The sequence below is a fragment of the Candidatus Enterococcus avicola genome (genome assembly GCF_047470845.1).
Classification (GTDB): domain Bacteria; phylum Bacillota; class Bacilli; order Lactobacillales; family Enterococcaceae; genus Enterococcus_D; species Enterococcus_D casseliflavus.
The window spans coordinates 32,301-55,075 of record NZ_JBLGTY010000011.1 but is presented as its reverse complement, the minus strand read 5'-3'; the positions used below and the strand labels follow the sequence as shown (position 1 = coordinate 55,075).

Here is a 22,775-nt window from a genome sequence, read left to right as displayed (position 1 = left end):
TTAAATAGATAGGTAATGGTGAAACTTTTCTTTCTTCGTTTTCAAATAGCTGCTGTTTTCTTTATGCGCAGGCATCTCCAGCGGTACCCGTGCTACTACCTTGATCCCTAAGCTTTCTAATTCCTTCACCTTGTCAGGGTTGTTGGTCATCAGTTGAATCTCCTGCACTTCTAAGGAACGTAAAACATCGGCGGCAAACGTGTAATGACGAGCATCTGCTGCAAACCCCAATGCAATATTTGCTTCATAAGTATCCATGCCTTGTTCCTGCAGCTGATAGGCACGGAGCTTGTTCCGCAAGCCAATACCGCGGCCTTCTTGGCGTAGATACAAAATCGCACCGCGGCCTTTTGCTTCGATCTGCCGCATCGCTTCTTGTAGCTGTTCGCCGCAATCACAGCGATGAGAGCCGAAGACGTCGCCTGTTAAACACTCTGAATGGATCCGTAGTAACAGCGGCTCGGTAGTATGTTGAATCTCGCCTTTGGCTAGTAAAAGGTGTTCATTGCCGAACTCATCTTCAAATAAGGTCAATTGGAACGCCCCATAAGCCGTTGGCAGATCCACCGTGATAGGCGTGGTTCCTCGTAGATATTCCGCCAACTCATCAATGGTCAAAAACGGCAGCTGCCATTTTTCTGCTAATTTTTTCAATTCTGGGACCCGAGCCATCGTGCCATCTTCATTTAAAATCTCACAAATGTAGGCTGCTTCCACGCTGCCAGCAAGCTTTGCTAAATCCACAGCCGCTTCTGTATGTCCTCTGCGTTCCAACACGCCGCCAGGTTGAGCGGTCAAAGGGAAGATATGACCAGGGCGATAAAAATCCGCAGCTTGTGACGCAGGATCAGCCAACTTTTCAATCGTCACTGCCCGGTCTTTCGCAGAAATTCCCGTACTCGTCGTCACGTGATCGACACTGATGGTAAACGCGGTGCCAAAGGCATCCGTATTATTGGCGGTCATCTCAGGCAATGCCAGCTTTTCAGCGATCGCTTGTGAGATGGGTGCACAGATCAAGCCGCGGCCATAAGTCACCATAAAATTGACGGCTTCTGGCGTTGCGTATTCAGCGATCCCAATCAAATCTCCTTCTGATTCCCGATTTTCATCATCGGCGACAATCACTAAGCCGCCTTTTTTTAACCATTCCACTGCTTGTTCTACTTTATGCATCGTCTGCCTTCTTTCATTTTCGTTGGTATTTGACATATTTCCCGATCATATCCGTCTCGATATTGACCCACTCCCCTTGTTTCAACTGCCCCAGCGTCGTCTGGTCTTTGGAATGGGGAATCAAGCTAACGGAAAATGCCTGTGCCGTCGTCTGGGTAACCGTCAAACTGACGCCATTGATCGCAATCGACCCTTGCGGAATGATTTCCCCTTGCACACTGACAGGATAAGCAAACGTCAAGATCAAGGCATTTTCCAACTGCTTTTTCTGGATCAAACGGGTCGTTACATCAATGTGGCCAGCGACAAAGTGGCCTTCAAAACGCTGCGTTGCTGCCATCGCTCGCTCCAAATTGACTTCGGCACCCACCGAGAGTTGTTTAAAGGTCGTTCGTTGAAAGGTTTCTGGCATGATATCCACCGTAAACGTCGTCGCTTGTTTGGCGATCGCCGTCAAACACGTCCCGTTGATCGCCATACTGTCTCCGATCTGGTAATCCGCCAGTAATCCTTCGGACGCACTGCAAGTTAGCTGGATCGTGCGGCTTTGCTTGCGGATCTCTTTGATGCGGCCTTTTTCCTGAATCAATCCTGTGAACATTCCTCTGGTCTCCTTCCTCGGATGCAAACATCTTCCCCAACTGCAGTCACCGTCACCTCTGTTAGCTGCTGCAGCTGTTTCGGGGTACGCTCACTGGTAAAACTTGCGAGACTATTGCCCCCAAGAAACTTTGGCGCCACATAGGTAATGCTTTCTTGCCACAGTCCGCTGGCTAAAAAGGCATCATGGATCGCAGCGCCTCCTTCTACGTAAAGCGATTGGACCTGTCGTGCGGCAAGCTCCTTCAGCAATGAAACAATTGTCAACTCTTCCAGCTGGATCACTGACACATGAGCTGGCAAATCACTGACAGTTGTCTGCTGCGTAAAAATCCACACAGGTGCCGAATCATCGACAAACAGTGCCAAATGGGGTTGCGACAGCGTTCGCCCCCGACGGTCTAACACGATGCGAATCGGCGGAAAGCTGGTTTCAACCGTGGTCAATAAGGTGGGATCATCCGTCAACACCGTCTGACTGCCCACTAAGATTCCTTGATAGTCCCCACGTTCTTGATGGACGTTTTGCCAAACCGCTGAACCAGTGATCGCACTGCGGGTCAACGCATCATGAGCGATCCGGCCATCTAAAGTGATCGCTTGCTTCAACGCCACGTAAGGTCGCTGATGCTGATGGTAAAAATTATAGTGTGGATTCAAACGTCGCACCGCTGTTTCTTCGATGCCCACCAACACGTCGATGCCCTGTTCTTCTAAAAAGCGCTTGCCTTGTCCAGCCACGATTGGGTTAGGGTCTAACTGGCCGACGACTACCTTTTTGATGCCACTGTCGATGATCAGCTGGGTGCAAGGCGGCTGTTTTCCTTGATGGTTGCAAGGTTCTAATGTCACGTATAAAGTCGAATTGATTAGGTCTTCGGAGGAATGGCATTGTTCGATGGCGTTTCGTTCCGCATGGGGCTGCCCATAGACTAAGTGAGCCCCTTTGGCAATGACCCGTTGCTCTTTGACGATCACAGCGCCCACTAGCGGATTGGTAAAGGTTTGGTAGCGCCCTTTTTTGGCTTCTGCGATCGCCAAACGCATGTATTCGTTATGCATCTTCCTTCCTCCTTTCAATAAAAAAATGCCTCGTGAGAATCTCACGAGGCATAGACAAACAAGACCGGCAAAAAATCAATTTTAGACGCACTGCGCCCCTTGAAATTTTGTGGTTTTTCTTCTCCCATCCAGACTTTCACTGTCGGTGCCAGATTCACACTGGCTCCACCGCATAGCTATGCGGGTCACGGACTTCAAGCATTGCGCTTGTCACCGTCGGTCGGGAATTACACCCTGCCCCGAAGAATACTATTCAATTCATGTGCATTTTAGCCCGACCATTTTTGTTTGTCAATAGGCCTGATTACAAGCCGATAGGAATTCCTCTTGGCTTTTTCTTTTGGCAACCCCAAAGCAGCGACAGCAGAAATCTCTTGTCGTTCCGCCATTTTCCTAAGCTGCAGCAAGGCGGTTTTGCCTGTGAAAAACACGAGAAAACCTAGGTTAAATATTTTTTCTCGAACGAAGCCATTTATCAAACTCCGTCACGAGTAAGACGACCATCCCAGAAGCTGCTGAGATGACCCAGCCGATCAAGGACATGTCCTCAGTATGAAAGGCGCTTTGCATAAATGGAACATAGGTCAATAACAGTTGCAGAACCAGCATCACACCAATGATCACGAATGCTTTTGGATTGGTGAAGGAAGCTTTAGAAAACGCTGGTGCACTTGTACGGATGTTGAACAAATAGAAAATCTTACTCAAGACCACGATATTGACCATCATGGTACTGGCAACGGCTTCGCTGACGCCTTGCAGCAAGAGCCAGTCATGAGCGATCAAACTGATGACTGCCATCAAGATCGATACATACGCCATCTGCCAAATATCGTGGCGATTCAACAATTTATTGCCTGTCTTTCGCGGTGTGCGGTTCATGATCCCAGACTCTGCTGGTTCAAAGATAAACGCAAACTGGATCGTAATAGCAGAAACCATGTTGATCCACAGCAGTTGCGTCGCCTGCAGCGGCAATTCTTTTTGCATCATGATCGTAAAGGCAATGATCAGCCCTTCGGCAAAAGATGTCGGCAACAGAAACAGAATGCTCTTTTTGATGTTGTCATAGATCCTGCGTCCTTCGCGAATCGCTAAGGACATGGTACCGAAATTGTCATCGGTCAAGATCATATCAGCAGAGTCTTTGGCTACATCCGTGCCGCTGATCCCCATCGCTACACCGATATCCGCCCGCTTCAACGCAGGGGCATCGTTGACTCCGTCCCCTGTCATCGCCGTGACTTTGCCTTTGGCTTGTAGCGCTCTGATAATGTCCAATTTATTTTTCGGCGTGGTTCGTGCAAAGACTTGATTCGTCAAGGCAGCATCTTGAAATTCAGCTTCACTCATCTGATCCAACTCGGCACCAGTCACGACGTGAATCTCATCCGCTAAGCCAAGCTTTTCCCCAATCGCTTTGGCGGTCAGAGGGTGATCGCCAGTGATCATTTTCACTTGAACACCGGCTTGGTTCATTTCCTTCAGGGAGGCAATCACTTCTTCTCGCGGCGGATCGATGATCCCAGCGATCCCTAGTAATTGCAGCCCTTGCTCAAAAATCGTTTCATCAATGTGATCAATCGAAACTTTCTGATAGCCCACCGCTACCACTCGTTTGCCTTCTGCCGACAAGCGGCGGACATGGTCTGTCCAATAGGCTTCATCAAAAGGCGCCGCTTGTTTTTGCACCATTTCAAACAATTTATCTGGGGAGCCTTTAACAAATAGCAAGCGTTCCCCCGCAGGGTTTGCCACTAGTTTCGCCATGTAGCGGTTGTCCGAATCAAAGGGCAGCATATCCAGCTCTTGGTAAGCAGGTGCTTGCGGATAGGCAAATTGCTTATGATACAGCGTCAAGAAGGAGCCATCTGTTGGTTCCCCATTGATCGTCCAGTGATTTCCTTCTGGCACTAATACCGTATCGTTGGCTTCGTAACCAGCTTCCAAAAACAACTGCAAGGTGTCTTGCGCGTGGACGTCCTCCTGCTTTGGACGAATTTCTCCCACCGGCGCATAGCCGTCACCCGTCACTTCATATTCCTGCTCAGCCAATACGATGTCTTTGACCGTCATTTCATTTTTGGTCAGGGTACCTGTTTTATCCGTCGCGATCACATCCACTGAGCCTAGCGTTTCAACCGCTGGCAGCGTTTTGATGATGGTGTGCTTGTTTTTTGCCATGTCGCTGACACCCATCGCCAAAACCACCGAGGTCGTTGCTGGCAATCCTTCTGGGATCGAGCCGACGATCATGGTGACAACGGCTAAGGATAAGACAGAGATCGCATAGGTCTGCTGGAACAAGCTGACGACAAATAGCAAGACCGCCACGCCCATGATCACATAGGTGATGCCTTTCCCCAGTCCATCAATCTCTTTCATCAACGGCGTTTTTCGTTCTTCCGTTTGATTGACTTCAGCTGAGATTTTCCCGATTTCAGTCGTGACGCCAGTAGCGATCACGATCCCTTTCCCGCTTCCTGACGTCACGGAAGTCGAAGCAAACGCCAAATTCCGTTGTTCCGCTAATGGCGTTGCTTCATCCATTGAGGCATCTGTTATTTTTTCCACCGAATCGGCTTCACCAGTCAAGGCGGATTCTTGGATACGCAAGTTGTCGGCTTCGATGATTCGCAGATCTGCGGGCACATTGTCACCAGCTTCTAGGAATACGACATCCCCTGGAACGACTTCGGCAGCTGGAATATCTTGACGAATCCCATTCCGATAGACCGTGGCTTCTGCTGATAGCATCTCTTTGATCCGTTCTAACGCATCGGAAGCATTCGCTTCTTGGTAATAACCGATCAACGCATTGACCAGCACGACGATGCCAATGATCACGGCATCAGAGAAATGCCCCATCAGCAGCGTTAAGATGGCAGAGAAAATCAAAATGTAGATGATCGTGTTATGGAATTGTCGCAGCAGCAAACGCCACTTGGCGGTTTTTTTGACCGCTAATTGGTTCAATCCGTAGGTTTCTAACCGCTCGGTTACTTGCGCCTCAGTCAACCCTTGATCGATTGACGGCACCTGATACTGTTCGATTGTTTCTGACACTGATAACTGAAACTCTTTTTTATTCATTTTTTTCTTCTTCCTTTTCTTTTTCATTGATGGATAACACAAATAAGCCCCTTATTTAGAAACTGCTCCTAAATAACGCGCTGTTGTTTGTCTCCTATTCAATTAAAAAGTAAGGCAAGTCAAAATAGTGTTTCTGCTCACCGTCACTCGAGTCGCTTGACATTCGTTTACCACCCCCTCTAAAGTTAGCAATAAGCGTAACAAACTATTTTTCCAAAGTCAAGAGTCACCGCTTTCAAAAATGAAAAGTGGCTGGCTTCTTCACAAAAAAAAGCCGCACGCCAACGATTCATTGCCGTACAGCTCCTTCAGTACATTCTCTTCAAGCCCAAAGGCTCGCCTTAAAGCTGATCCAGTGCCTCGCTGATGGGGGTTTCCCCAGCTTGGACTTTGATGACTTTTTGATAAGTTGCTGGACGTTCCAGCATTTCACCTAACAAGACGGCGACATCCTCGATGGGGATCGCACCAGAGGTCGTTTCACTGATCTCGATCAAACTAGAACCTGGCGTTTCTTTCAACGCACCCGGCTGCAAAATCGTATAGTCTAGTGCGGTGTTGTCGATCAGCCAGCGATCAGAGAAAAATTTGGCGATCGTGTAATCCATCAATGACGCCATGCCTTCCCTTTGCCACTGTTCAGGTTCTAAGGCATAGGCTGAGCTAAGGTGGATGTAGCGCTTAATTCCTTTTGCTTCAGCGGCTTGCATCACTTTGACCGCACCATACAGATCAGATTGCAGCAAGTCTTTGCCTCGGGAACCCGCCACGAAGTATACCGCTTCCGCATCTGCGAATTTCGCCGCCATCTCTTCCGGTTCTGTGTGTAAATCAAAGAACACGGGCTTGATCGTCTCCGTTTCTGTGATTTTCTCACTGCTGCGCGCACCAGCATAAACGATGTGTCCTTGTTTTTCTAGAAAGGTGATCAATTTTTGGCCTACTCGTCCAGTAGCACCAACGACAAAAATTTTCATTTTCTTTGCTCCTCTCGTTTCTTTTTCCAACTCTTGCTAGTATCATCGTAGGACAAAAACCAAGATCCAACAACTATTCTGTTTCTAAACGAAGGGGAAAAAAGCACAGCACAAACCAATTCTTGCTGTTTTTCCCCATAGAAACCCATGTTTTTTAAAAAACACCCAAAAAAATGAAAAAAATTTTCTCAAACAATTGACAAAGCGTTGACTCTTTTGTAGACTAGGTAGAAATAATTTAAATATTTAGAAAATTCCAAATAAAGAAAAGGACGGTGGCGTATATGACCCGCACCAATGTTAGCAAACGAATTATTTTATTATTATAGTCGGGACTGTTTGATTTTATACATTCAAAGAGTCCCTATTCACATTGCATCCAAAAAGAAGAACAGCTTCTTGAGATGGAGTGTTTTTTTATACCCATTTTCAAGAAAGCGGCCTTTTGCAAGCTGACACCTTGATGTCAGATAGATCCAAAACGCTCGTTGACCAACTGCTGCCGATTCCCCGCGGTTATGCACTGCACTTATTCTAAAGACCCCTTCTGTTTGGACACTTGATTGGTCAAGCAGAAAAAAGGAAGGATGATTTTTTATTATGAAAACCGTCAACACGATCGCTGCTTTTGTAAACAAGTATTTGATCTACATCATGATTTTATTGATGATCGTCTCTTATTTTTTCCCGCAACCCTTCTTATGGATTCCGCCTCGTACAACGATTCTTTTGAGCATCATCATGTTTTGTATGGGGATGACTCTAAACGTTGCTGCGTTTAAAATGGTCGTCTTACAGCCCAAAGCATTCATTTTAGGGGTGCTTTTCCAGTTCACCATCAGCCCTTTGGTGGCTTACGGCTTAGCGCAGCTGTTTGGTCTTTCTTCCAGTTTGATTATCGGTTTTGTCTTACTAGGCTGCGTTTCTGGTGGAACCGCCAGCAATGTCATGACCTTCATCGGCAAAGGCGATGTCGCCCTCACCGTTTCCATGACCACGGTATCGACCTTGTTAGCGACCGTCGTTACACCCTTTTTGGTTTATGTCTTGGCTGGTCAGTACACCGAGATCTCCTTCTGGGAAATGCTCTTGTCTGTCTTGCAGATGGTGCTTTTGCCAATCATTTTAGGGGTGATCGTCCACAAACTCATTGCCAAGCACATCGAGCGATTTCTGCAATCATTTGTGTTGATTTCTTCCGTCAGTATCTTATTGATCGTTGCAGGAACTGTCGCTCGCAACGGCGCCGTCATCGTCCAATCTGGCTTGATCGTGATTTTCTTAGTCTTGCTCCATAACTTGATCGGCTACGGCGCAGGCTATGGTCTGAGCCGTGTGATGGGCGTCAGTGCCACCCAAGCCAAATCCATCATGTTTCAATTAGGAATGAAAAATACTGGCCTAGCGATCTCGTTAGCCAATGCCCACTTTGCCGCCATTGCTGCAGCCGTTACCCCTGCCGCAGTCGGCATGGTGATCCATCAAATTACCGGACCAATTTTAGCCAATCTCGTGGCCAAGAAAGAAGGAGAAAAGTATGAGTCAAAGTATCTTTTTGCCAAACTACACAATCGGGGCGGACGCCTACGAAAAAGTAAATGACATCGTAAAACCATACGGCACCAATGCCGTGATCATCGGCGGAAAAACCGCCCTTGAAAAAGCTGAAGACAAGATCAAAGCCGCTTTAACGTCAGCAGTCCAAGTGACGGATACCTTGTGGTACGGCGGCAACTCGACCTATGAAAACGTCGATCAGCTGTTCGCTACTCCAAGTGTCCAAGCCGCCGATGTTCTATTCGCCGTTGGTGGCGGCCGCGTCTGCGATACCGTCAAAGTGGTTGGGGAAAAAGCTGGCAAACCAGTCTTCACCTTCCCAACGATTGGCTCCAACTGCTCACCAGTCACCGCGGTTTGTGTCATCTATAAAGAAAACGGCGAGATGCAAGGGTTGTTTTTCCCTTCGCAACCGCCGACCCATGCCTTTATCGACAGTGAGATCATCGCCCAAGCCCCCGACAAGTACTTATGGGCAGGAATCGGCGATGCCCTCTCCAAAGAGATCGAATCGACATTTTCAGCGCGGGGCGATCAGTTAGATTACACCGATGGGTTAGGCATCCAAATCGGCAAAATGTGCACGGAACGCTTATTGCAATACGGCACACAAGCCTTGAAAGACAGTGCCGCCAATCAGCCGTCTTATGCCATTGAGCAAGTCGTCTTGGATATCATCGTAACCACCGGCTTAGTTTCCGTCTTAGTCGTCAATGATTACAACTCCGCCCTTGCTCATTCCTTTTACTACGGAACGACCGTTTTGGAAAAAATGGAAGACTATTTACACGGCGCATCCGTTAGTTACGGCGTTTTGGCCTTGTTGCAGCTCGATCAGCAAGATGCCCTCTTCCAGCGCATCTACGCCTTTATGAAGGAAAACAAACTGCCGGTTTGCCTAGCAGATATGGGCCTTAACGACACCAGCGATCTTGAGGCAATCTTAGACAAAGCAATGACCACCAATGACATCGTCCACGTGCCTTATGAGATCACGCGAGAAATGTTTAAACAGGCAATCCTAGACGTGGAAGCCTATCATGCCAAACAAAACCAAGCAGCATTGGCAGCTGCCAATTAAATGAAACCCTCCAGCAATTCGTTGCTGGAGGGTTTTTGTTTGGCCTTTTTCTCTTCTTCGTACTTGTCCTCCTTCTTCTTTCTCACATGTTAAAAAAATGCAATCGTTTACTTTGATTTATTTTTAAAAACTTATTACTATTTTAGTATAACAAAGGAGGAGATTGGTTTGGAATTGGTTTATTTATCTGGGTTGTTTTTGGTCATTTTCTTGTTGTATTTTCTGGCAAAGAAAAATAATCGAATCAAACAGCTGTTTTCGAAGATCACGATTGCTTTTCTGTTTATTTACTTGGTTTGGCGTTTATTTTTCACGATCCCGATTGATAGTTCTGCTTCACTAGTATTTGGGATTATTCTCTATATTGCGGAAGTCATTGGTTTATTTGTCTATGGCTTTTTTGTTTACCTTTTTTCCAATAAGCTCTCAAAAGAATACCGCTACGAGGGGGATGAAGCAGAAGAATTCTTGCCAAGTGTCGCCGCTTTTATTTGTACTTACAATGAAGACATCAAGCTGGTGATCGCCACCGCACTGGCTGTCAAAGCCTTGAAATACCCCAATAAAAAAATCTATATCTGCGATGATGGCCATCGAGAGGAACTAAAAGAAATGGCCGAGCGAATGAACCTCGGCTATTTGACCCGCGAAGGAAATGCCAATGCTAAAGCTGGGAATATCAACTATGCCTTGTCCCAAACCAGCAGTGACTTGATTTTGCTTCTGGATGCTGACTTTATCGTCAAAAAGAACATTATTTTTGAAGCTGTCGACTATTTCCGCAATCCTAAAGTTGCATTGGTGCAATATCCACAAACATTTTATAACAAAGATCCTTTTCAATTACTGCGCAAATCCATGTACAACGAACAGGAATTATTCATGCGCTTTCTAGAACCCGCACTTTCTCGTGAGAATGCTTTGATCCATATCGGTACCAATGCCATCATTCGCCGCAGTGCCCTTGAAGAGATCGGCGGCGTTCCTACCAGCAGTATCACCGAAGATATGGCGACCGGGATGCTTTTACAAGACGCCGGCTATGAAACGATTTTTATCAATAAAGCCTATGCCTTGGGGATCACTCCTTACACTGCCAAAGAGCTGACCTCACAACGGACTCGGTGGGCGCAAGGAACGAAACAAATTTTTGACCACTTCAAACCGCGCCGCTTAAAAGGGTTGTCGTTCATGCAAAAACTTTGTTATTACAACTCCTATTTGTATTGGTTTACCTCTTTCCAAAAAATCATCTTTTTATTGGCACCAACCTTATTTATGGTTTTTGATATCTTTATCGTCAGAAGCAACAATCACCAATTGTTGCTGTTCTTTTTACCGCCTTTCATTATGATTTCCCTGTCGTTTCGGCTGTATGTCCCTAAGATCAGGAACCTGACAAGTTCCCACATCTATGATTGCTTTGTCGCTCCTATCCACACCGGGGCATTGATCAAAGAATTTATGAAATCACAGAAAAAATTCAACGTGACCAAAAAAGAGATCGTCGGCAGCAACGCCTTTGATTGGCGAACCGTCTTGCCCCACATCATCCTCTTTACTTGGATTTCCTTTGCCTGTCTGGTAGCTGGGTATCGTTTGTACCGAGGAGAAGGGTATGAATTCGGCTATATCGTGACCTTGATTTGGTCGCTCTATAACCTCTATGGCTTGTTTTATGCCATTTTGATCGGGAAAAACCGTTTTATCGAAAGTGATAGTGAAGCCTTGAGTATCGCCATCAATCGTCAGCTTTCTTATGATGCCAAGACGTTCGAGATGTATCAAATGAGTTTCAATGGCTTCCGTGTCCGTACTCATCCCGAGCAAACCTTCATACCAGGTGAAAGTTACGTCTTTTACGATGATAAGCGTCGCTTCACTATCAATTCGATTTGCCTAGAGGATCATGGCTCCTATGTGACTTTTGCCTTTAACAATCTAACACCGCAATCTGCTGAAGAGCTTGCCAGCTACTATAGCGACCAGCTCAATGCTGCCAAACAGTTGGAATTTGATATGGAGGAAGAAGTCGCAGAAATGAACAGTTAGTCCCGCCCCCTTTGTCGCAAGAGACAAGGGGGCTTTATTGATTCCAGACGGCTCCTCAAAGGGCTGTTCCCCATCTAATGATGATTGTCTTCCTTTAGATAACACTCTGGCATTTGCTGCATACTTTTCCAATGATCATTGATTGAAAGAGCCAGAACAGAATCTAGACGATTTCTCGATAGTAAATACTTTTTAAGCCTTTAGAAAATATTAAAGAGTCTGCTTTCCCTATGACCTGATTGAGCTGATGCGCTTGTCACCGCTCACAAATTTGTGAATAAAAGCGCATGAAAAAACAATCCTTGTTATACTTATAAATAACACGAAGCCCTTAGAAAAAGGAGGAATCCTTATGACCCGTTACAAACGATTTCGCTTTGCTCATTTAGTCGCTCTTTTGGTGCTGGGCTTACTCCTCACTGGCTGCAGTGCGGATACGGCACCAATTGAAGAACAACCGACTGCCAACACCGCAACTTCTTCCGAACCAGCAGTTTCCTATGAAACCTTTCCATTGCCACAACCAATCTTAGACGGGGATACCAGTGTGGCGGAAGCTCTCTTCGAGCGGCGCTCGCAACGGGATTTTCAAGATACTGAGCTAACACAAGAACAGTTAGCACAGCTTTTATGGGCCGCTGCCGGTGTCACTACAGAAGATGGTCGCCGCACAGCGCCTTCGGCTGGTGCCTTGTATCCCTTAGACCTCTATGTCGTGGTCACACAGGTAACGGGGCTTGAGCCAGGGCTTTATCTGTATCAACCTGAGCAACATGCCTTAGCAAAAGTTCTTGCCGGCGATTTTCGGACCGCATTGGCGGAAGGTTCGTTGGATCAGCCAGCGATTCAACGGGCACCTGCCACATTGCTTTATACAGTGGTTTATGAACGACTGATCGAGCGCTATGGGGACCGAGGAATCGAACGCTATGCCTATATCGAAGTCGGTCATTCCGCCCAAAACGTCCTTTTGCAGGCCCAAGCGTTAGGCTTAGGCGCTGTGCCGATCGGCGCCTTCACGGATTATGAACTCACAGAGCTGCTGCAGCTGCCAACGGAAAATGAACCCCGCTATTTGATTCCTGTAGGCGTTATTGAGTAACACTGCCGACGAACGAAATCCAATTTTCATGGGACTGATGAACTGCCGTTAGAAAACGGCAACTGGCAAGGTTGATTTTCCCAGAAAAACCAGTAGAATCGAAAAACCACCTGCAAAAACAGCAGGTGGTTTTTCGATGGGCTTACAGTTTGTATGCTCGGACTTCTTCGGGTATTTCTTCTAGCGGCAACTCTTTTACCACCGCTTCGGTGCCTGCTGCCATCGCGGTATCGTAGTACCAGCATTTGTATTTGATCGTATTCATGGTTTCTTGCAAGGCTGCCATTTGCTTTGTGACTTCTTCCAGACGTTCATGAAACAGCTGCTGCCGTTTCTGCAAAGACGCATCGCCTTCCTCGCCCCAATCCAAGAAATTCTTGATGTCTTTGATGGGCATGCCGGTATTCTTCAAACAATCGATCACTTTGATCGTCGCTACTTCTTTTTCTGAAAACACCCGAATGCCGCCATTACTGCGGGCCAACTTCGGAAACATCCCTTCTCGATCGTAATAACGCAGTGTCGAGATGGGGATATTGGTCGTTTGTGATACTTCGCCAATCGAGTAACTCACTTGCATCGCTCCTAAAAAAAATTATATTTATCGCTTGACCTAAACCTAACTTCAGATTCTACAATTAAAATACACCGCAAGCACTGTACTGTCAATCACCTATCGTCTCACAGGTTCACCATTGGCAGTAGCAGGATTCGCTGAAAAAATCATTCACTGGAGGAAATACAAATGACAGAAATCAAAGAGAAAGTTATCGTAATTATGGGGGCCTCTTCAGGAATTGGGGAAGCAACTGCCGTTAAACTAGCCGAGCAAGGGGCAAAAGTAGTGATCGCTGCCCGCCGTGAAGAGCGCATCAAAGCACTGGCTGAAAAATTAGGAGAAAATGTCTTGTATCAAACAGCTGATGTCACCAATCGCGAACAAGTCCAACAAGTCATTGATTTAGCCATGACCTCCTTTGGTCGGATTGATGTCCTTTTTAATAATGCTGGCATCATGCCTCAAGGAAACTTGGCAGAGTTGAACTATGACAGCTGGCAACAAATGCTGGATATCAATATCATGGGGGTATTGAACGGGATCGGCGCTGTGCTGCCCATCATGCAAAAACAACAAGACGGCTTGATCATCGCCACTGACTCAGTTGCCGGACATGTCATTTACCCAGGTTCTGCCGTGTACAACGGGACAAAGTTTGCAGTTCGTGCAATCATGGAAGGCTTGCGCCAAGAAGAACGTGAACATGGCATTCGCTCCACCATCGTCTCTCCAGGAATGGTCTCCACGGAATTGTTTGAAACCGTCGGCAATGCTCAACTAGAAGCAGCCTTGAAAGAAACCTCTCGCGTAGAAGGCAATAGCCTAACACCAGAAGATGTAGCAAATGCAGTGGTTTATGCCATTCAACAGCCCAAACATGTGGCGATCAGCGAAGTCTTGCTACGCCCAGCAAAACAAACCGTTTAAGCTATTTCTACTAGCCCGTGAAACCTGCTTCCGCTTGATGCGGCCGCAGGTTTTTTTGTCGTCAAATCCCGCCGTTTTCCAGGACAAAATTGCTTGGTTTTCTTGTTACACCCACTTGTCCAAAGAATGTAAACCAATCGTTGCTTTATGTAAACGACTACGTTCTGTTGCTACGGGGGAATTTTTTTTATACTTAGTACAAAGCTTCCGTATAAAACGATCAATCAGAAACGAACCTGTCGTTCTCCTCTTATTTACAAATAGCTGACCATGATCGTTTTCCCGCCTTCACCGTTGACTTGCAAGTATTATCAGCTGTCCTCTTTTAGTACTTGCTTTTTATAAAAGAATGGAGTGAGTGTATGAATGTGAAACAGCTACTCATTATTGCCGAGCAACGAAGAAACATCACGAATCAGAAATTGACCTATGCAGAAAACTTCTTGGCGGCCGGCTACTCTGCTGCCGAATTGCTGGCAGACGAAACCTTTCTCGAATTAGAGCGAAGGGAAACCCAACTGATTGCAGAACGCAACGCCATTTTTTACGAAGAAGTCAGCCACAATTAATCCCCCTGTCCAATTGTAGGCGACGAAAAAGCGAAGGCTCAGCAGCACCTTCGCTTTTTTCTGTAATAACTTGAGCTTGCAGTTTTCTATTTAATTCCTTCACCATTTGATTGAATCACTTTTTTGTACCAATAAAAGGACTTTTTCTTATAGCGAGCCAACGAGCCAGTCCCATCGTCATGCTTGTCTACATAAATAAACCCGTAGCGTTTTGCCATTTGTCCAGTTCCTGCTGAAACAAGGTCGATGGGCCCCCAAGAAGTATATCCGATAAGATCAACACCATCTGCAATAGCATCAGCCATTGCCTTAATATGTCTTCGTAAATAGTCGATACGATAATCATCCTCGACTGTATATTCACCATTTTTTTCAATGAGGGTATCCATTGCACCTAACCCATTTTCGACCACCATCAAGGGAATTTCATAGCGTTCATAAATTTGATTTAACGCAATGCGCAATCCTAATGGATCGATTTCCCAGCCCCATTCACTCGCTGTAAGATGCGGATTTTTAACCCCATTGAAAAAATTCCCCGTTTGCTTTTCGGCTTGATCATTTACTTTAGTCACAGTAGAAGATTGGTAGTAAGAAAACGTATAGAAATCAACAGTGCCCTCTTTCAGTACTTCTAAATCTCCTGCTTCGATAGTAAGGTCTATCCCTCTATCTTGCCAAAACTTTTTAGCAAAATATGGATAGCGACCTTTCACTTGAACATCACCACAGTAAAAATTACTGATATTAGTCATCTCTTGTGCAAAACGAATATCCTCTGGATGAGAAGACAACGGATAAATCATTCGATAGGCAATCATACAGCCCATTTGCAAATTTTTGTGTAGACTTTTTGCGTACTTGATCACTCGGGCACTTGCAACGAATTGGTGGTGGAGCGCCTGAAACCGTTGCTGACTGTTATCGATATTTTGTGTATTCAAAAAATCATCAATATCTTTTGGATACATTCCTCCTCCTAAATACGTACCCACCCCTACATCTCTGGATAAAATATTGATTTCATTGAATGTTAGCCAATATTTCACATCATCCTGATAACGATCAATGACCGTCTTGGCGAATCTTTCATACGATTCAATCATTCCTCTGCTTTCCCAGCCATTGAACTGTTTTGTCATTTCTATCGGTGATTCATAATGAGACAATGAGACCATCGGTTCTATCTCGTACTTCTTTAATTCTGCGATCAGATCATCGTAAAACTTTAACCCTTCTTCATTTGGTACTTTCTCTAAACCGGTCGGAAAAATACGAGTCCATGCGATAGAAAAGCGATACAGCTTAAATCCCATTTCTGCAAATAAAGCAATATCCTCTTTGTATCGATGAAAATGATCAATCGCCTCATGACTTGGATAAAAAGCACCTTCTTCAATTTCTGTGGTGATTCGCCGAGGCGTGTTCACATCGCCTCCCAGAAGCAGATCACTGATTGACATTCCTTTGCCGCCCACTTGATACGCTCCTTCTAATTGATTGGCAGCTGTCGCCCCACCCCAATAAAATCCATCTGGAAATTTTGTTTTCATTTTTTCCCCTTCTTTCTTCTAAATAATTGTTACTAATTTATTCGAGTAATCAATCAATTCATCGTGCTCAAAAAATACCGGTTCATTCTGATTGTTCATAAAAATCAAAACAGAAGTTGGATCGTAGCCTTTAGACTTGATAAAATCAATATCAACACGGGCTAGCAACTCACCCGCCTTTACTCGCTGACCTTCCTCAATAAAAAGTTCAAATCCTTCTCCATCCAGTTTCACTGTATCTAATCCAATATGCAGTAACATTTCTAATCCATTATCATGTCGCAACCCGATGGCATGTTTTGTTGGAAAGACAGTCGTTATCGTGCCTTCAATCGGTGAATGGAATTCTCCTGACGCAGGATCGATCGCTAGCCCTGGTCCCATTTGTTCGGTAGCAAAAACCTCGTCAGCTACTTCACTCAGCGGCAAAACGCTGCCACGGACGAAGCCTTGAATCAATGCTTCTTCAGCCGCTGTCCGTTTTTCTGAAGCAATCGGTGAAGGATTCTCCAACGTTTTCATATCTTCTTCAATACTCTCTTCAAAACCAAAAATGACTGTCAAAACAAACGATATCGAAAAAGCTAACGCCAATGTTATGGCTGCTTTTACAATATTAGAGGCATCCTCTCCGAAAAATACCGGCAAGGTCAAAAGCCCCGGCGATCCGAATGAATAGCGGACTAGTCCGCTGATCCCCGCATAAAAACCAGCAATTCCACCTGAAATCATCACATAAATCAGTGGTTTTTTCAGTTTCAAGTTAACCCCGTACAGTGCAGGTTCCGTGATACCAGACAGCGCCGTGATACCGCTGGAAAAAGCAATTTGTTTCATCTGTTTATCTTTGGTTTTAACAAATACCCCAAAGGCGGCCCCCGCTTGCGAAATGTTGCTTGCTAACATACCTGGTCCTTGGACGATCTCAAAGCCTACGGTTGAAAAGGAGACTTGCGCAATCGGAGTCAAAGCCGTATGCATACCAACCATTACTAATAAAGGCGTGAAGATGCCCATCAGTGTCGGCACGAGCCATGGAACAGTCACTCGCAGATAATCCACAACAAAGAACAATCCATCTCCAAAAATCGCGCCGATAGGTCCTAAGATCATCAGTGCTAGCGGAGCCATGATGATCACGATGAAAAGCGGTTTCAACATGGTTTTTAGTACACTCGGAATGATCTTTTCAGATAAACGATCAACATAACTCATAACCCAGACGATCAAGATGATTGGGATAACCGTTCCTGAATAAGCGGCTTCACGTATCGGAAGCCCAAACAGCTGCATAGAAACATCCGAGGCAACCAGACTCTGAAATGTTGGATGTAGTAAGACGCCTGTGATCCCCAATGCTAAATAAAGATTGGTTTTGAATTGTCTTGCCGCACTAGCCGCAATTAAAAAAGGCAAAAAGTAAAAGGCGGCATCTCCAATCATATTGATGATTTGATAATTTAAACTTTCTCTACTCAATCCCAAAAGGACCAGTAAAGCTAAAACCGCCCGAATTAAACCAAATCCGATCAATGCTGTAATGATTGGCGCCATTACACCAACAATGTTTTCGACGATTCGTTTCACAAGTCCGTTTTTAGGTGTATCTACAGCTTCAGCACTGTTTTTTTCCGTGATTTTATACTGATTGATTACAGTCGAATAGTAATTTCCTACTTCTCCACCAATCACAAATTGTACTTCATCTCCGGTCAATTTAGTCCCTAGTACTCCTGGAATTTCCTTCGCCTGTGCTTGATTGAATTGCGTGGTATCTTTTAACTGGAAGCGAAGGCGAGTTGCACAATGATAGACCGCGTTAATATTTTTCTCTCCACCGATCGATTGAATGATTTTGTCTACTGATTCTTTCTTTTTATCAACCATTTGGTTCACTCCTCGTTTTGTGATAGTAATAGTCTATTAATATGAATAGCTAAATATGCAATTTCTTCTTCAGTGATTGGTTTCTCATAGATTTCTTCTAAAGTCCGTTTTATTCGCTGACTATAGGCCATCGGTTCTTGATACAGCGTAGAGACTGTCTTTATTAAAACTGCATCATTGTTTAACATCGTGTTCGTTAAATAGCGTTCTGCAAAAAATTTGGCATGTGTAACCAGACGCTCATAGTGCAGACTGTGGCTATCCAATTTTTTCTTCACCAACATTTGTACAGACTTTAAAATATTTGTCACGATTTTTGTGATTTGGATAGCATTAGCATGAATTGCTGAGCGACTATTACCGTTAATGATATGGAAAGTAATGTTCGCTGCTTCTTGTTCGTTCAAAGAAATACCAAGTGCTTTTTCAATAATGGCAACACCTTTTTGAGCAGCCTGAAATTCTTCAGGATAAAATCGTTTGAACTCCCAATACATTGAAGAAGTCATAATGACATTGTCTCTGATCCTCTCGACAGTAAAATAAATATGATCAGTCAGTGAAAAGAGTGTATTAGCAGATAACTCCGTATCTAGATATTTCTCCGCTTCTTGAATGACTTCATACGCTAGCTCGATATACTTTACAGGTACATTGTTCATAAACGTAATCAAGGACTCCATTCGATTATCTTCAATCGGAAGATAGAATTTAGAGATTTTCTCTTCCGAAATCAATTGACCTTTCTTTTGCCGATAACCGATACCCTTGCCAAAAGCAATAACATCTTTGTTGTCTTTCTCAACAATAATAACGTTTACATTCAAAACCTTCTTAATCAAATACATGTATTCTTCTCCTTCCTCCTTTCTAAGCGTAAAAAAAGGCATAATAAAATCAAATCTGCGAATCCTCGCAAAATTGATTTTATTATGCCTTGCCTGCCGTACAGTCACATACACATAAAAAAAATCATTATTTATTTCTTAAATTAATCATAGCATCCAAAAAAAGAAAACGCAATCATTTTTTTAATGTACAAAAAACCGCAAAATAGGTATTTCCCTTCTTTTGCGGTCAGCTTCGAATCTTCAAACTGGTTGACAATAAACTCTTTCAAATGAAAAAACGCGACAAACCTTTCAAAAATTCCGTTATTTCTTCACGATCAGCTGAACGGCTTGATCGATTTTCTGCTTTTGGGTTTCCGTGTCGCTGTCTGGATTTTCCAAACAATTTTTCAAATTCTCAGCGACAATGTTCCCCATAATACGGTTAACACTGGAACTGACGGCGGACAATTGCGTGATGACATCGACGCATTCTTTCTCGTCTTCGATCATTTTTTGAATCCCCCGCAACTGGCCTTCGGTTCGTTTTAACCGATTCAAAATATCTTTGTTGCATGCGGTCATCGTTTGATTTCTCCTCTCCATGCTGACATGCCGCCGAGGACATTGGTCACTTGAAACCCTTGCTGGCTCAAAAACTCAGACGCCATTTGCGAACGAGCCCCTGAATGACAGATGACATAGTAGTTTTTATCCTTCTCTAAGTCGCTGATTTGTTCCGTAAGCTCGCTCAACGGTAGGTTTTGTGCTGTTTTGATGTGCCCTTGTGCAAACTCATCAACTTCTCTGACATCAAGGATCTCAAGCGGTTCACGTTTTTCTTTTTGGGTAAATTCGTCCATAGATATGGCTTTAATCATGAATAATCATCTCCGGCTTAATAGTATTATACAACGAAAAGGCACCATCGAGGTTTTGACAATTGATGCCCGCTTGTTTTAAGATGCGTTCGGCAATGTAGCTTCTCAATCCGCTATGACACGTAACGACATACGAAACGCTTGGATCCAATTCAGACAACCGATCCCTCAATTCATCTAACGGAATGTGGAGCGCCTGTTGAAAACGTCCATTATTGGCTAATTCCATCTCTGAACGAACATCCAACAACTGCTTACCGTTTTCTAAGGCATCCGTCAATTCGTGCCACTGAATATTCTCACTGATTCCTTCCGCCAGATTGATCGCTGCATAGCCAATCATATTCACTGGATCTTTGGCTGAGCCAAAAGGCGGTGCATAGGTGAATTCCAGTTCAGGCAAGTCAAAGATCGTTAAGTCGCCTTTGATCGCTGTTGCCAAAATATCGATCCGTTTATCGACCCCTTTGGTTCCGATGCCTTGCGCACCGTAGATTTTTCCAGTGTCAGCATCAAAAATCAGCTTCAAATAAATATCCGTCGCATCAGGATAATACCCAGCATGGTCTTTGCCTGAAAGATGAACCACCTGAGGATTTAGCCCCGCCAGTTTGGCGCTGCGCTCACTTAACCCTGTGGACGCTGCCGCAATATCGAATACGCGCACGATCGCCGTCCCGATACCGCCTTTGTTTTTGCGAGCCAGTCCTCCCAATACATCAGCAACTTGCCGACCTTGGCGATTGGCTGGTGACGCCAGGGAGATCAGCGTGTCTTCGTGGGTGATTTGTTGTTTCACAACGATGGCATCACCCACCGCGTAAATATCTTTCTTGCTGGTTTGGTATTGCTCATCTACTAGGATACCCCCCCGGTGTCCTAGTTGGATACCAGCACGTTTCGCCAAATCCGTTTCTGGTTGGACACCAACCGAAAGAATCGTGACATCTGAAGCCAGGATCGTGCCATCTTCCAGAACGATTTCTTGCCCTGCTTTTTCAAAAGCGGTCGCTGACTGCGAGGTCAAAACTTTGACCCCTTGCTTGATCAATTCATTTTTGACATACGCAGCCATTTCTTCGTCCAAAGGTGGCAATACGTGGGGTGCTTTTTCTACGATCGTTACTTCGAGGCCTTTTTTATGTAAATTTTCAGCGACTTCTAAACCAATAAACCCAGCGCCAATGATCGTCGCTTTTTGAGGCTTTTTGTCTTCAAGATGCGCCATAATTTGGTCTAAGTCAGGAACATTGCGCAAAGAAAAGGCGTTGGTTGCTTCTTCTAGCCCTTTGATCGCTGGTACTAGCGGTTTTGCCCCCGGCGATAAAATCAACGCATCATAAGATTCCGTGAAGACCTGTTCGCCATATTTGACCGTGACCGTTTTCTCCTGCGGATCGATCGCCAGTACCTCATGAAAAGGCCGCACATCTAGGTTAAACCGTTTTTTTAATGCCTCAGGTGTTTGGACCAATAGGGCATCTCGCTCTTTGATCTCACCAGAAATAGCATACGGCAGCCCACAATTCGCAAAAGAGACAAAAGGACCTTTTTCAAAAACAATGATCTCCGCTGCTTCTTTAAGCCGACGTAAGCGCGTGGCTGCCGACATTCCCCCTGCTACCCCACCGACAATAACTATTTTTTCCATCATTACTTTCCTCCTTTGGTTGTTCCGCGCCATTGATTCATGCCGCCACGAACGTTGACCACATCAAAACCTTTTTTACTTAGGATTTTGGCTGCTTGTTTGCTTCGCATCCCCGATTGGCAAATGACTGCCAGCTTCTTGTCGCCTTTTTGAGTGAAGCCCGCAATCTTATTTAACGGTACATTTTTCGCATAGGCAATGTGCCCGCTGCGGTACTCCGCCGGCGTGCGTACATCCAGAACCGTCCATTCTTTGGCTCCTTCTTTTTGTAAATCTGCTGTTGACATACTTGGTATGCGTTTAAATAGTGAAAACATTTCTTGCTCCTTTCGTATACCCCTCGGGGTATATTAAACAAGATGTTTTACGATTTGTCAACTAAGTGAATTTCTTTAAGAAAAGAAACTTGCTGTTGCGCTATCCCCCACTCGATACTCTCGACAGCTGCCGGACAGCTACCGATCAAGCAGCGAAAGGCCTGAATCACACATTTCCCTCCCCTCGATCACAATGCTATAATAAAAGAAAAGATATATTGTAAAAATAACACACATCAAATCGTTTACTTAGCAGCTGATCGCTTTGATTATTAAAGATGATTGGCTCCCGCCCTAACCAAGAGCGGACAAAAAAGCGACGCAAGCACCACTTTCCCTTGATTTATCAAGCAGCAAGCCCTGCTTTCTTGGAACCAACGCGGGGTTCGACTATGCTTAAGTCACATCAGCGAAAGGAAGAAAAGATGGAATTTGGCGAAAAAATCAAAGAAGTACGCACAAGAAATAACTTGACCCAAGAACAATTTGCCACTCAACTACACGTGACGAGACAAGCCGTTTCGAACTGGGAAAACAATCGCAATCTACCAGATTTAGAAATGCTGATTGCCATCGCCACGATTTTTCAACTCTCGCTTGATGAATTGATTTTAGGAGGAACTCAAGTGAACAAGATCACTGAAAAACTAATCAAAGACGGCAGCGAGACCCGACGCGCCAAACTCAATTTGATCACTACCTTGATCGGAACATTTTTACTACTTTTCGGCTTTGCCTGCTTCTTCATCAAAGCTAGCTCCGTGGAATACATCGATCAATCCGGCATTTTACATGAAAATTTCTATCTAATCCCCCTAGGATTTTTGTTCCTATTGGCTAGTTTCGTAGTATTTGCAGGAACCGGGCTCAATTATTTTCGAGCTGTTAGAAGAAAATAAAT

21 protein-coding genes and 1 riboswitch are annotated in these 22,775 nt (G+C 44.9%); of the genes, 7 read left to right on the top strand and 14 right to left on the bottom strand.

Translation table 11 applies throughout. The annotated features are described in order from the left end of the window. The 5 genes from ACI3E5_RS10535 to ACI3E5_RS10515 all read right to left on the bottom strand — a co-directional run bounded on the left by ACI3E5_RS10535 (position 1) and on the right by ACI3E5_RS10515 (position 6,908). Positions 1–1,212: a bifunctional 3,4-dihydroxy-2-butanone-4-phosphate synthase/GTP cyclohydrolase II gene (locus ACI3E5_RS10535; protein ID WP_005230620.1), complete on the bottom strand. Its 1,212-nt coding sequence runs from the start codon at positions 1,210–1,212 to the stop codon at positions 1–3. Next, entirely contained in the window at positions 1,190–1,777 is a 588-nt protein-coding gene (locus tag ACI3E5_RS10530; RefSeq protein WP_005230617.1) for a riboflavin synthase, read from the bottom strand. The genes ACI3E5_RS10535 and ACI3E5_RS10530 overlap by 23 nt, the downstream gene beginning before the upstream one ends. Further along, complete coding sequence (ribD, locus tag ACI3E5_RS10525; RefSeq protein WP_005230615.1) at positions 1,762–2,838, bottom strand: bifunctional diaminohydroxyphosphoribosylaminopyrimidine deaminase/5-amino-6-(5-phosphoribosylamino)uracil reductase RibD; 1,077 nt, start codon at positions 2,836–2,838, stop codon at positions 1,762–1,764. The genes ACI3E5_RS10530 and ribD overlap by 16 nt, the downstream gene beginning before the upstream one ends. 112 nt (positions 2,839–2,950) lie before the next feature. Then, positions 2,951–3,089, bottom strand: a riboswitch (FMN riboswitch). 193 nt (positions 3,090–3,282) lie between these two features. Continuing rightward, positions 3,283–5,931, bottom strand: a complete 2,649-nt coding sequence (locus ACI3E5_RS10520) for an HAD-IC family P-type ATPase (protein WP_005230611.1) — start codon at positions 5,929–5,931, stop codon at positions 3,283–3,285. Positions 5,932–6,272: 341 nt separating this feature from the next. After that, on the bottom strand, positions 6,273–6,908 hold the full coding sequence (locus tag ACI3E5_RS10515; protein ID WP_005230609.1) for an NAD(P)H-binding protein: 636 nt from the start codon (positions 6,906–6,908) through the stop codon (positions 6,273–6,275). A gap of 600 nt (positions 6,909–7,508) precedes the next feature. Here ACI3E5_RS10515 and ACI3E5_RS10510 point away from each other — a divergent pair. The 4 genes from ACI3E5_RS10510 to ACI3E5_RS10495 all read left to right on the top strand — a co-directional run bounded on the left by ACI3E5_RS10510 (position 7,509) and on the right by ACI3E5_RS10495 (position 12,700). Continuing rightward, on the top strand, positions 7,509–8,510 hold the full coding sequence (locus ACI3E5_RS10510; protein ID WP_005230603.1) for a bile acid:sodium symporter family protein: 1,002 nt from the start codon (positions 7,509–7,511) through the stop codon (positions 8,508–8,510). After that, positions 8,446–9,546: an iron-containing alcohol dehydrogenase family protein gene (locus ACI3E5_RS10505; protein WP_005230601.1), complete on the top strand. Its 1,101-nt coding sequence runs from the start codon at positions 8,446–8,448 to the stop codon at positions 9,544–9,546. Before ACI3E5_RS10510 ends, ACI3E5_RS10505 begins: the two co-directional genes overlap by 65 nt. Positions 9,547–9,714: 168 nt before the next feature. Beyond that, positions 9,715–11,598, top strand: coding sequence for a glycosyltransferase family 2 protein (locus ACI3E5_RS10500; RefSeq protein WP_005230599.1), 1,884 nt, complete (start codon positions 9,715–9,717; stop codon positions 11,596–11,598). Between the two features lie 352 nt (positions 11,599–11,950). Further along, entirely contained in the window at positions 11,951–12,700 is a 750-nt protein-coding gene (locus tag ACI3E5_RS10495) for a SagB/ThcOx family dehydrogenase (RefSeq protein WP_005231944.1), read from the top strand. Positions 12,701–12,842: 142 nt separating this feature from the next. Here ACI3E5_RS10495 and ACI3E5_RS10490 read toward each other — a convergent pair whose 3' ends face one another. Next, on the bottom strand, positions 12,843–13,280 hold the full coding sequence (locus tag ACI3E5_RS10490; RefSeq protein ID WP_005230594.1) for a MerR family transcriptional regulator: 438 nt from the start codon (positions 13,278–13,280) through the stop codon (positions 12,843–12,845). Positions 13,281–13,445: 165 nt separating this feature from the next. On the opposite strand from ACI3E5_RS10490, the gene ACI3E5_RS10485 reads away from it, so the two are divergent. Together ACI3E5_RS10485 and ACI3E5_RS10480 are read left to right on the top strand one after the other, a co-directional pair. Then, positions 13,446–14,186 carry an SDR family oxidoreductase gene (locus ACI3E5_RS10485; RefSeq protein ID WP_005230592.1) on the top strand — a complete coding sequence of 247 codons (741 nt, stop codon included), beginning with the start codon at positions 13,446–13,448 and terminating at the stop codon, positions 14,184–14,186. Between the two features lie 362 nt (positions 14,187–14,548). After that, positions 14,549–14,755, top strand: coding sequence for a hypothetical protein (locus tag ACI3E5_RS10480; RefSeq protein WP_005230591.1), 207 nt, complete (start codon positions 14,549–14,551; stop codon positions 14,753–14,755). An 86-nt stretch (positions 14,756–14,841) separates the two neighbouring features. On the opposite strand, the gene ACI3E5_RS10475 is transcribed toward ACI3E5_RS10480, so the two are convergent. The 8 genes from ACI3E5_RS10475 to ACI3E5_RS10440 form a co-directional block, all read right to left on the bottom strand. Then, complete coding sequence (locus tag ACI3E5_RS10475; RefSeq protein WP_005230590.1) at positions 14,842–16,308, bottom strand: glycoside hydrolase family 1 protein; 1,467 nt, start codon at positions 16,306–16,308, stop codon at positions 14,842–14,844. Positions 16,309–16,326: 18 nt separating this feature from the next. Next, positions 16,327–18,195 (bottom strand): beta-glucoside-specific PTS transporter subunit IIABC, encoded by a 1,869-nt coding sequence (locus tag ACI3E5_RS10470; RefSeq protein ID WP_005230589.1) that lies wholly within the window; start codon positions 18,193–18,195, stop codon positions 16,327–16,329. A 5-nt stretch (positions 18,196–18,200) separates the two neighbouring features. Continuing rightward, positions 18,201–19,043: a PRD domain-containing protein gene (locus ACI3E5_RS10465; RefSeq protein ID WP_005230588.1), complete on the bottom strand. Its 843-nt coding sequence runs from the start codon at positions 19,041–19,043 to the stop codon at positions 18,201–18,203. 306 nt (positions 19,044–19,349) lie between these two features. Beyond that, entirely contained in the window at positions 19,350–19,610 is a 261-nt protein-coding gene (locus ACI3E5_RS10460) for a metal-sensitive transcriptional regulator (protein ID WP_498821658.1), read from the bottom strand. Continuing rightward, on the bottom strand, positions 19,607–19,906 hold the full coding sequence (locus ACI3E5_RS10455; RefSeq protein ID WP_060791880.1) for a rhodanese-like domain-containing protein: 300 nt from the start codon (positions 19,904–19,906) through the stop codon (positions 19,607–19,609). The genes ACI3E5_RS10460 and ACI3E5_RS10455 overlap by 4 nt, the downstream gene beginning before the upstream one ends. Beyond that, positions 19,899–21,557 (bottom strand): FAD-dependent oxidoreductase, encoded by a 1,659-nt coding sequence (locus ACI3E5_RS10450; RefSeq protein WP_005230581.1) that lies wholly within the window; start codon positions 21,555–21,557, stop codon positions 19,899–19,901. The genes ACI3E5_RS10455 and ACI3E5_RS10450 overlap by 8 nt, the downstream gene beginning before the upstream one ends. A 2-nt stretch (positions 21,558–21,559) precedes the next feature. Continuing rightward, a complete protein-coding gene (locus ACI3E5_RS10445) occupies positions 21,560–21,874 on the bottom strand; it encodes a rhodanese-like domain-containing protein (protein WP_005230579.1) in 315 nt (104 codons plus the stop codon). A gap of 47 nt (positions 21,875–21,921) precedes the next feature. Beyond that, positions 21,922–22,044: a hypothetical protein gene (locus tag ACI3E5_RS10440; protein ID WP_255209316.1), complete on the bottom strand. Its 123-nt coding sequence runs from the start codon at positions 22,042–22,044 to the stop codon at positions 21,922–21,924. A 255-nt stretch (positions 22,045–22,299) separates the two neighbouring features. On the opposite strand from ACI3E5_RS10440, the gene ACI3E5_RS10435 reads away from it, so the two are divergent. Next, the gene (locus tag ACI3E5_RS10435) at positions 22,300–22,773 is read left to right on the top strand and encodes a DUF3955 domain-containing protein (RefSeq protein WP_050759621.1); all 474 of its coding nucleotides are present in this window, start codon (positions 22,300–22,302) and stop codon (positions 22,771–22,773) included. The last annotated feature ends 2 nt before the right edge of the window (positions 22,774–22,775 follow it).

Bases quoted from the DNA above. Each gene is read 5' to 3' on its own strand.
- ACI3E5_RS10535 (WP_005230620.1), bottom strand. From the start codon at position 1,212: ATGTCAAATACCAACGAAAATGAAAGAAGGCAGACGATGCATAAAGTA.
- ACI3E5_RS10530 (WP_005230617.1), bottom strand. From the start codon at position 1,777: ATGTTCACAGGATTGATTCAGGAAAAAGGCCGCATCAAAGAGATCCGC.
- ribD (WP_005230615.1), bottom strand. From the start codon at position 2,838: ATGCATAACGAATACATGCGTTTGGCGATCGCAGAAGCCAAAAAAGGG.
- ACI3E5_RS10520 (WP_005230611.1), bottom strand. From the start codon at position 5,931: ATGAATAAAAAAGAGTTTCAGTTATCAGTGTCAGAAACAATCGAACAG.
- ACI3E5_RS10515 (WP_005230609.1), bottom strand. From the start codon at position 6,908: ATGAAAATTTTTGTCGTTGGTGCTACTGGACGAGTAGGCCAAAAATTG.
- ACI3E5_RS10510 (WP_005230603.1), top strand. From the start codon at position 7,509: ATGAAAACCGTCAACACGATCGCTGCTTTTGTAAACAAGTATTTGATC.
- ACI3E5_RS10505 (WP_005230601.1), top strand. From the start codon at position 8,446: ATGAGTCAAAGTATCTTTTTGCCAAACTACACAATCGGGGCGGACGCC.
- ACI3E5_RS10495 (WP_005231944.1), top strand. From the start codon at position 11,951: ATGACCCGTTACAAACGATTTCGCTTTGCTCATTTAGTCGCTCTTTTG.
- ACI3E5_RS10490 (WP_005230594.1), bottom strand. From the start codon at position 13,280: ATGCAAGTGAGTTACTCGATTGGCGAAGTATCACAAACGACCAATATC.
- ACI3E5_RS10485 (WP_005230592.1), top strand. From the start codon at position 13,446: ATGACAGAAATCAAAGAGAAAGTTATCGTAATTATGGGGGCCTCTTCA.
- ACI3E5_RS10480 (WP_005230591.1), top strand. From the start codon at position 14,549: ATGAATGTGAAACAGCTACTCATTATTGCCGAGCAACGAAGAAACATC.
- ACI3E5_RS10475 (WP_005230590.1), bottom strand. From the start codon at position 16,308: ATGAAAACAAAATTTCCAGATGGATTTTATTGGGGTGGGGCGACAGCT.
- ACI3E5_RS10470 (WP_005230589.1), bottom strand. From the start codon at position 18,195: ATGGTTGATAAAAAGAAAGAATCAGTAGACAAAATCATTCAATCGATC.
- ACI3E5_RS10465 (WP_005230588.1), bottom strand. From the start codon at position 19,043: ATGTATTTGATTAAGAAGGTTTTGAATGTAAACGTTATTATTGTTGAG.
- ACI3E5_RS10460 (WP_498821658.1), bottom strand. From the start codon at position 19,610: ATGACCGCATGCAACAAAGATATTTTGAATCGGTTAAAACGAACCGAA.
- ACI3E5_RS10455 (WP_060791880.1), bottom strand. From the start codon at position 19,906: ATGATTAAAGCCATATCTATGGACGAATTTACCCAAAAAGAAAAACGT.
- ACI3E5_RS10450 (WP_005230581.1), bottom strand. From the start codon at position 21,557: ATGGAAAAAATAGTTATTGTCGGTGGGGTAGCAGGGGGAATGTCGGCA.
- ACI3E5_RS10445 (WP_005230579.1), bottom strand. From the start codon at position 21,874: ATGTTTTCACTATTTAAACGCATACCAAGTATGTCAACAGCAGATTTA.
- ACI3E5_RS10435 (WP_050759621.1), top strand. From the start codon at position 22,300: ATGGAATTTGGCGAAAAAATCAAAGAAGTACGCACAAGAAATAACTTG.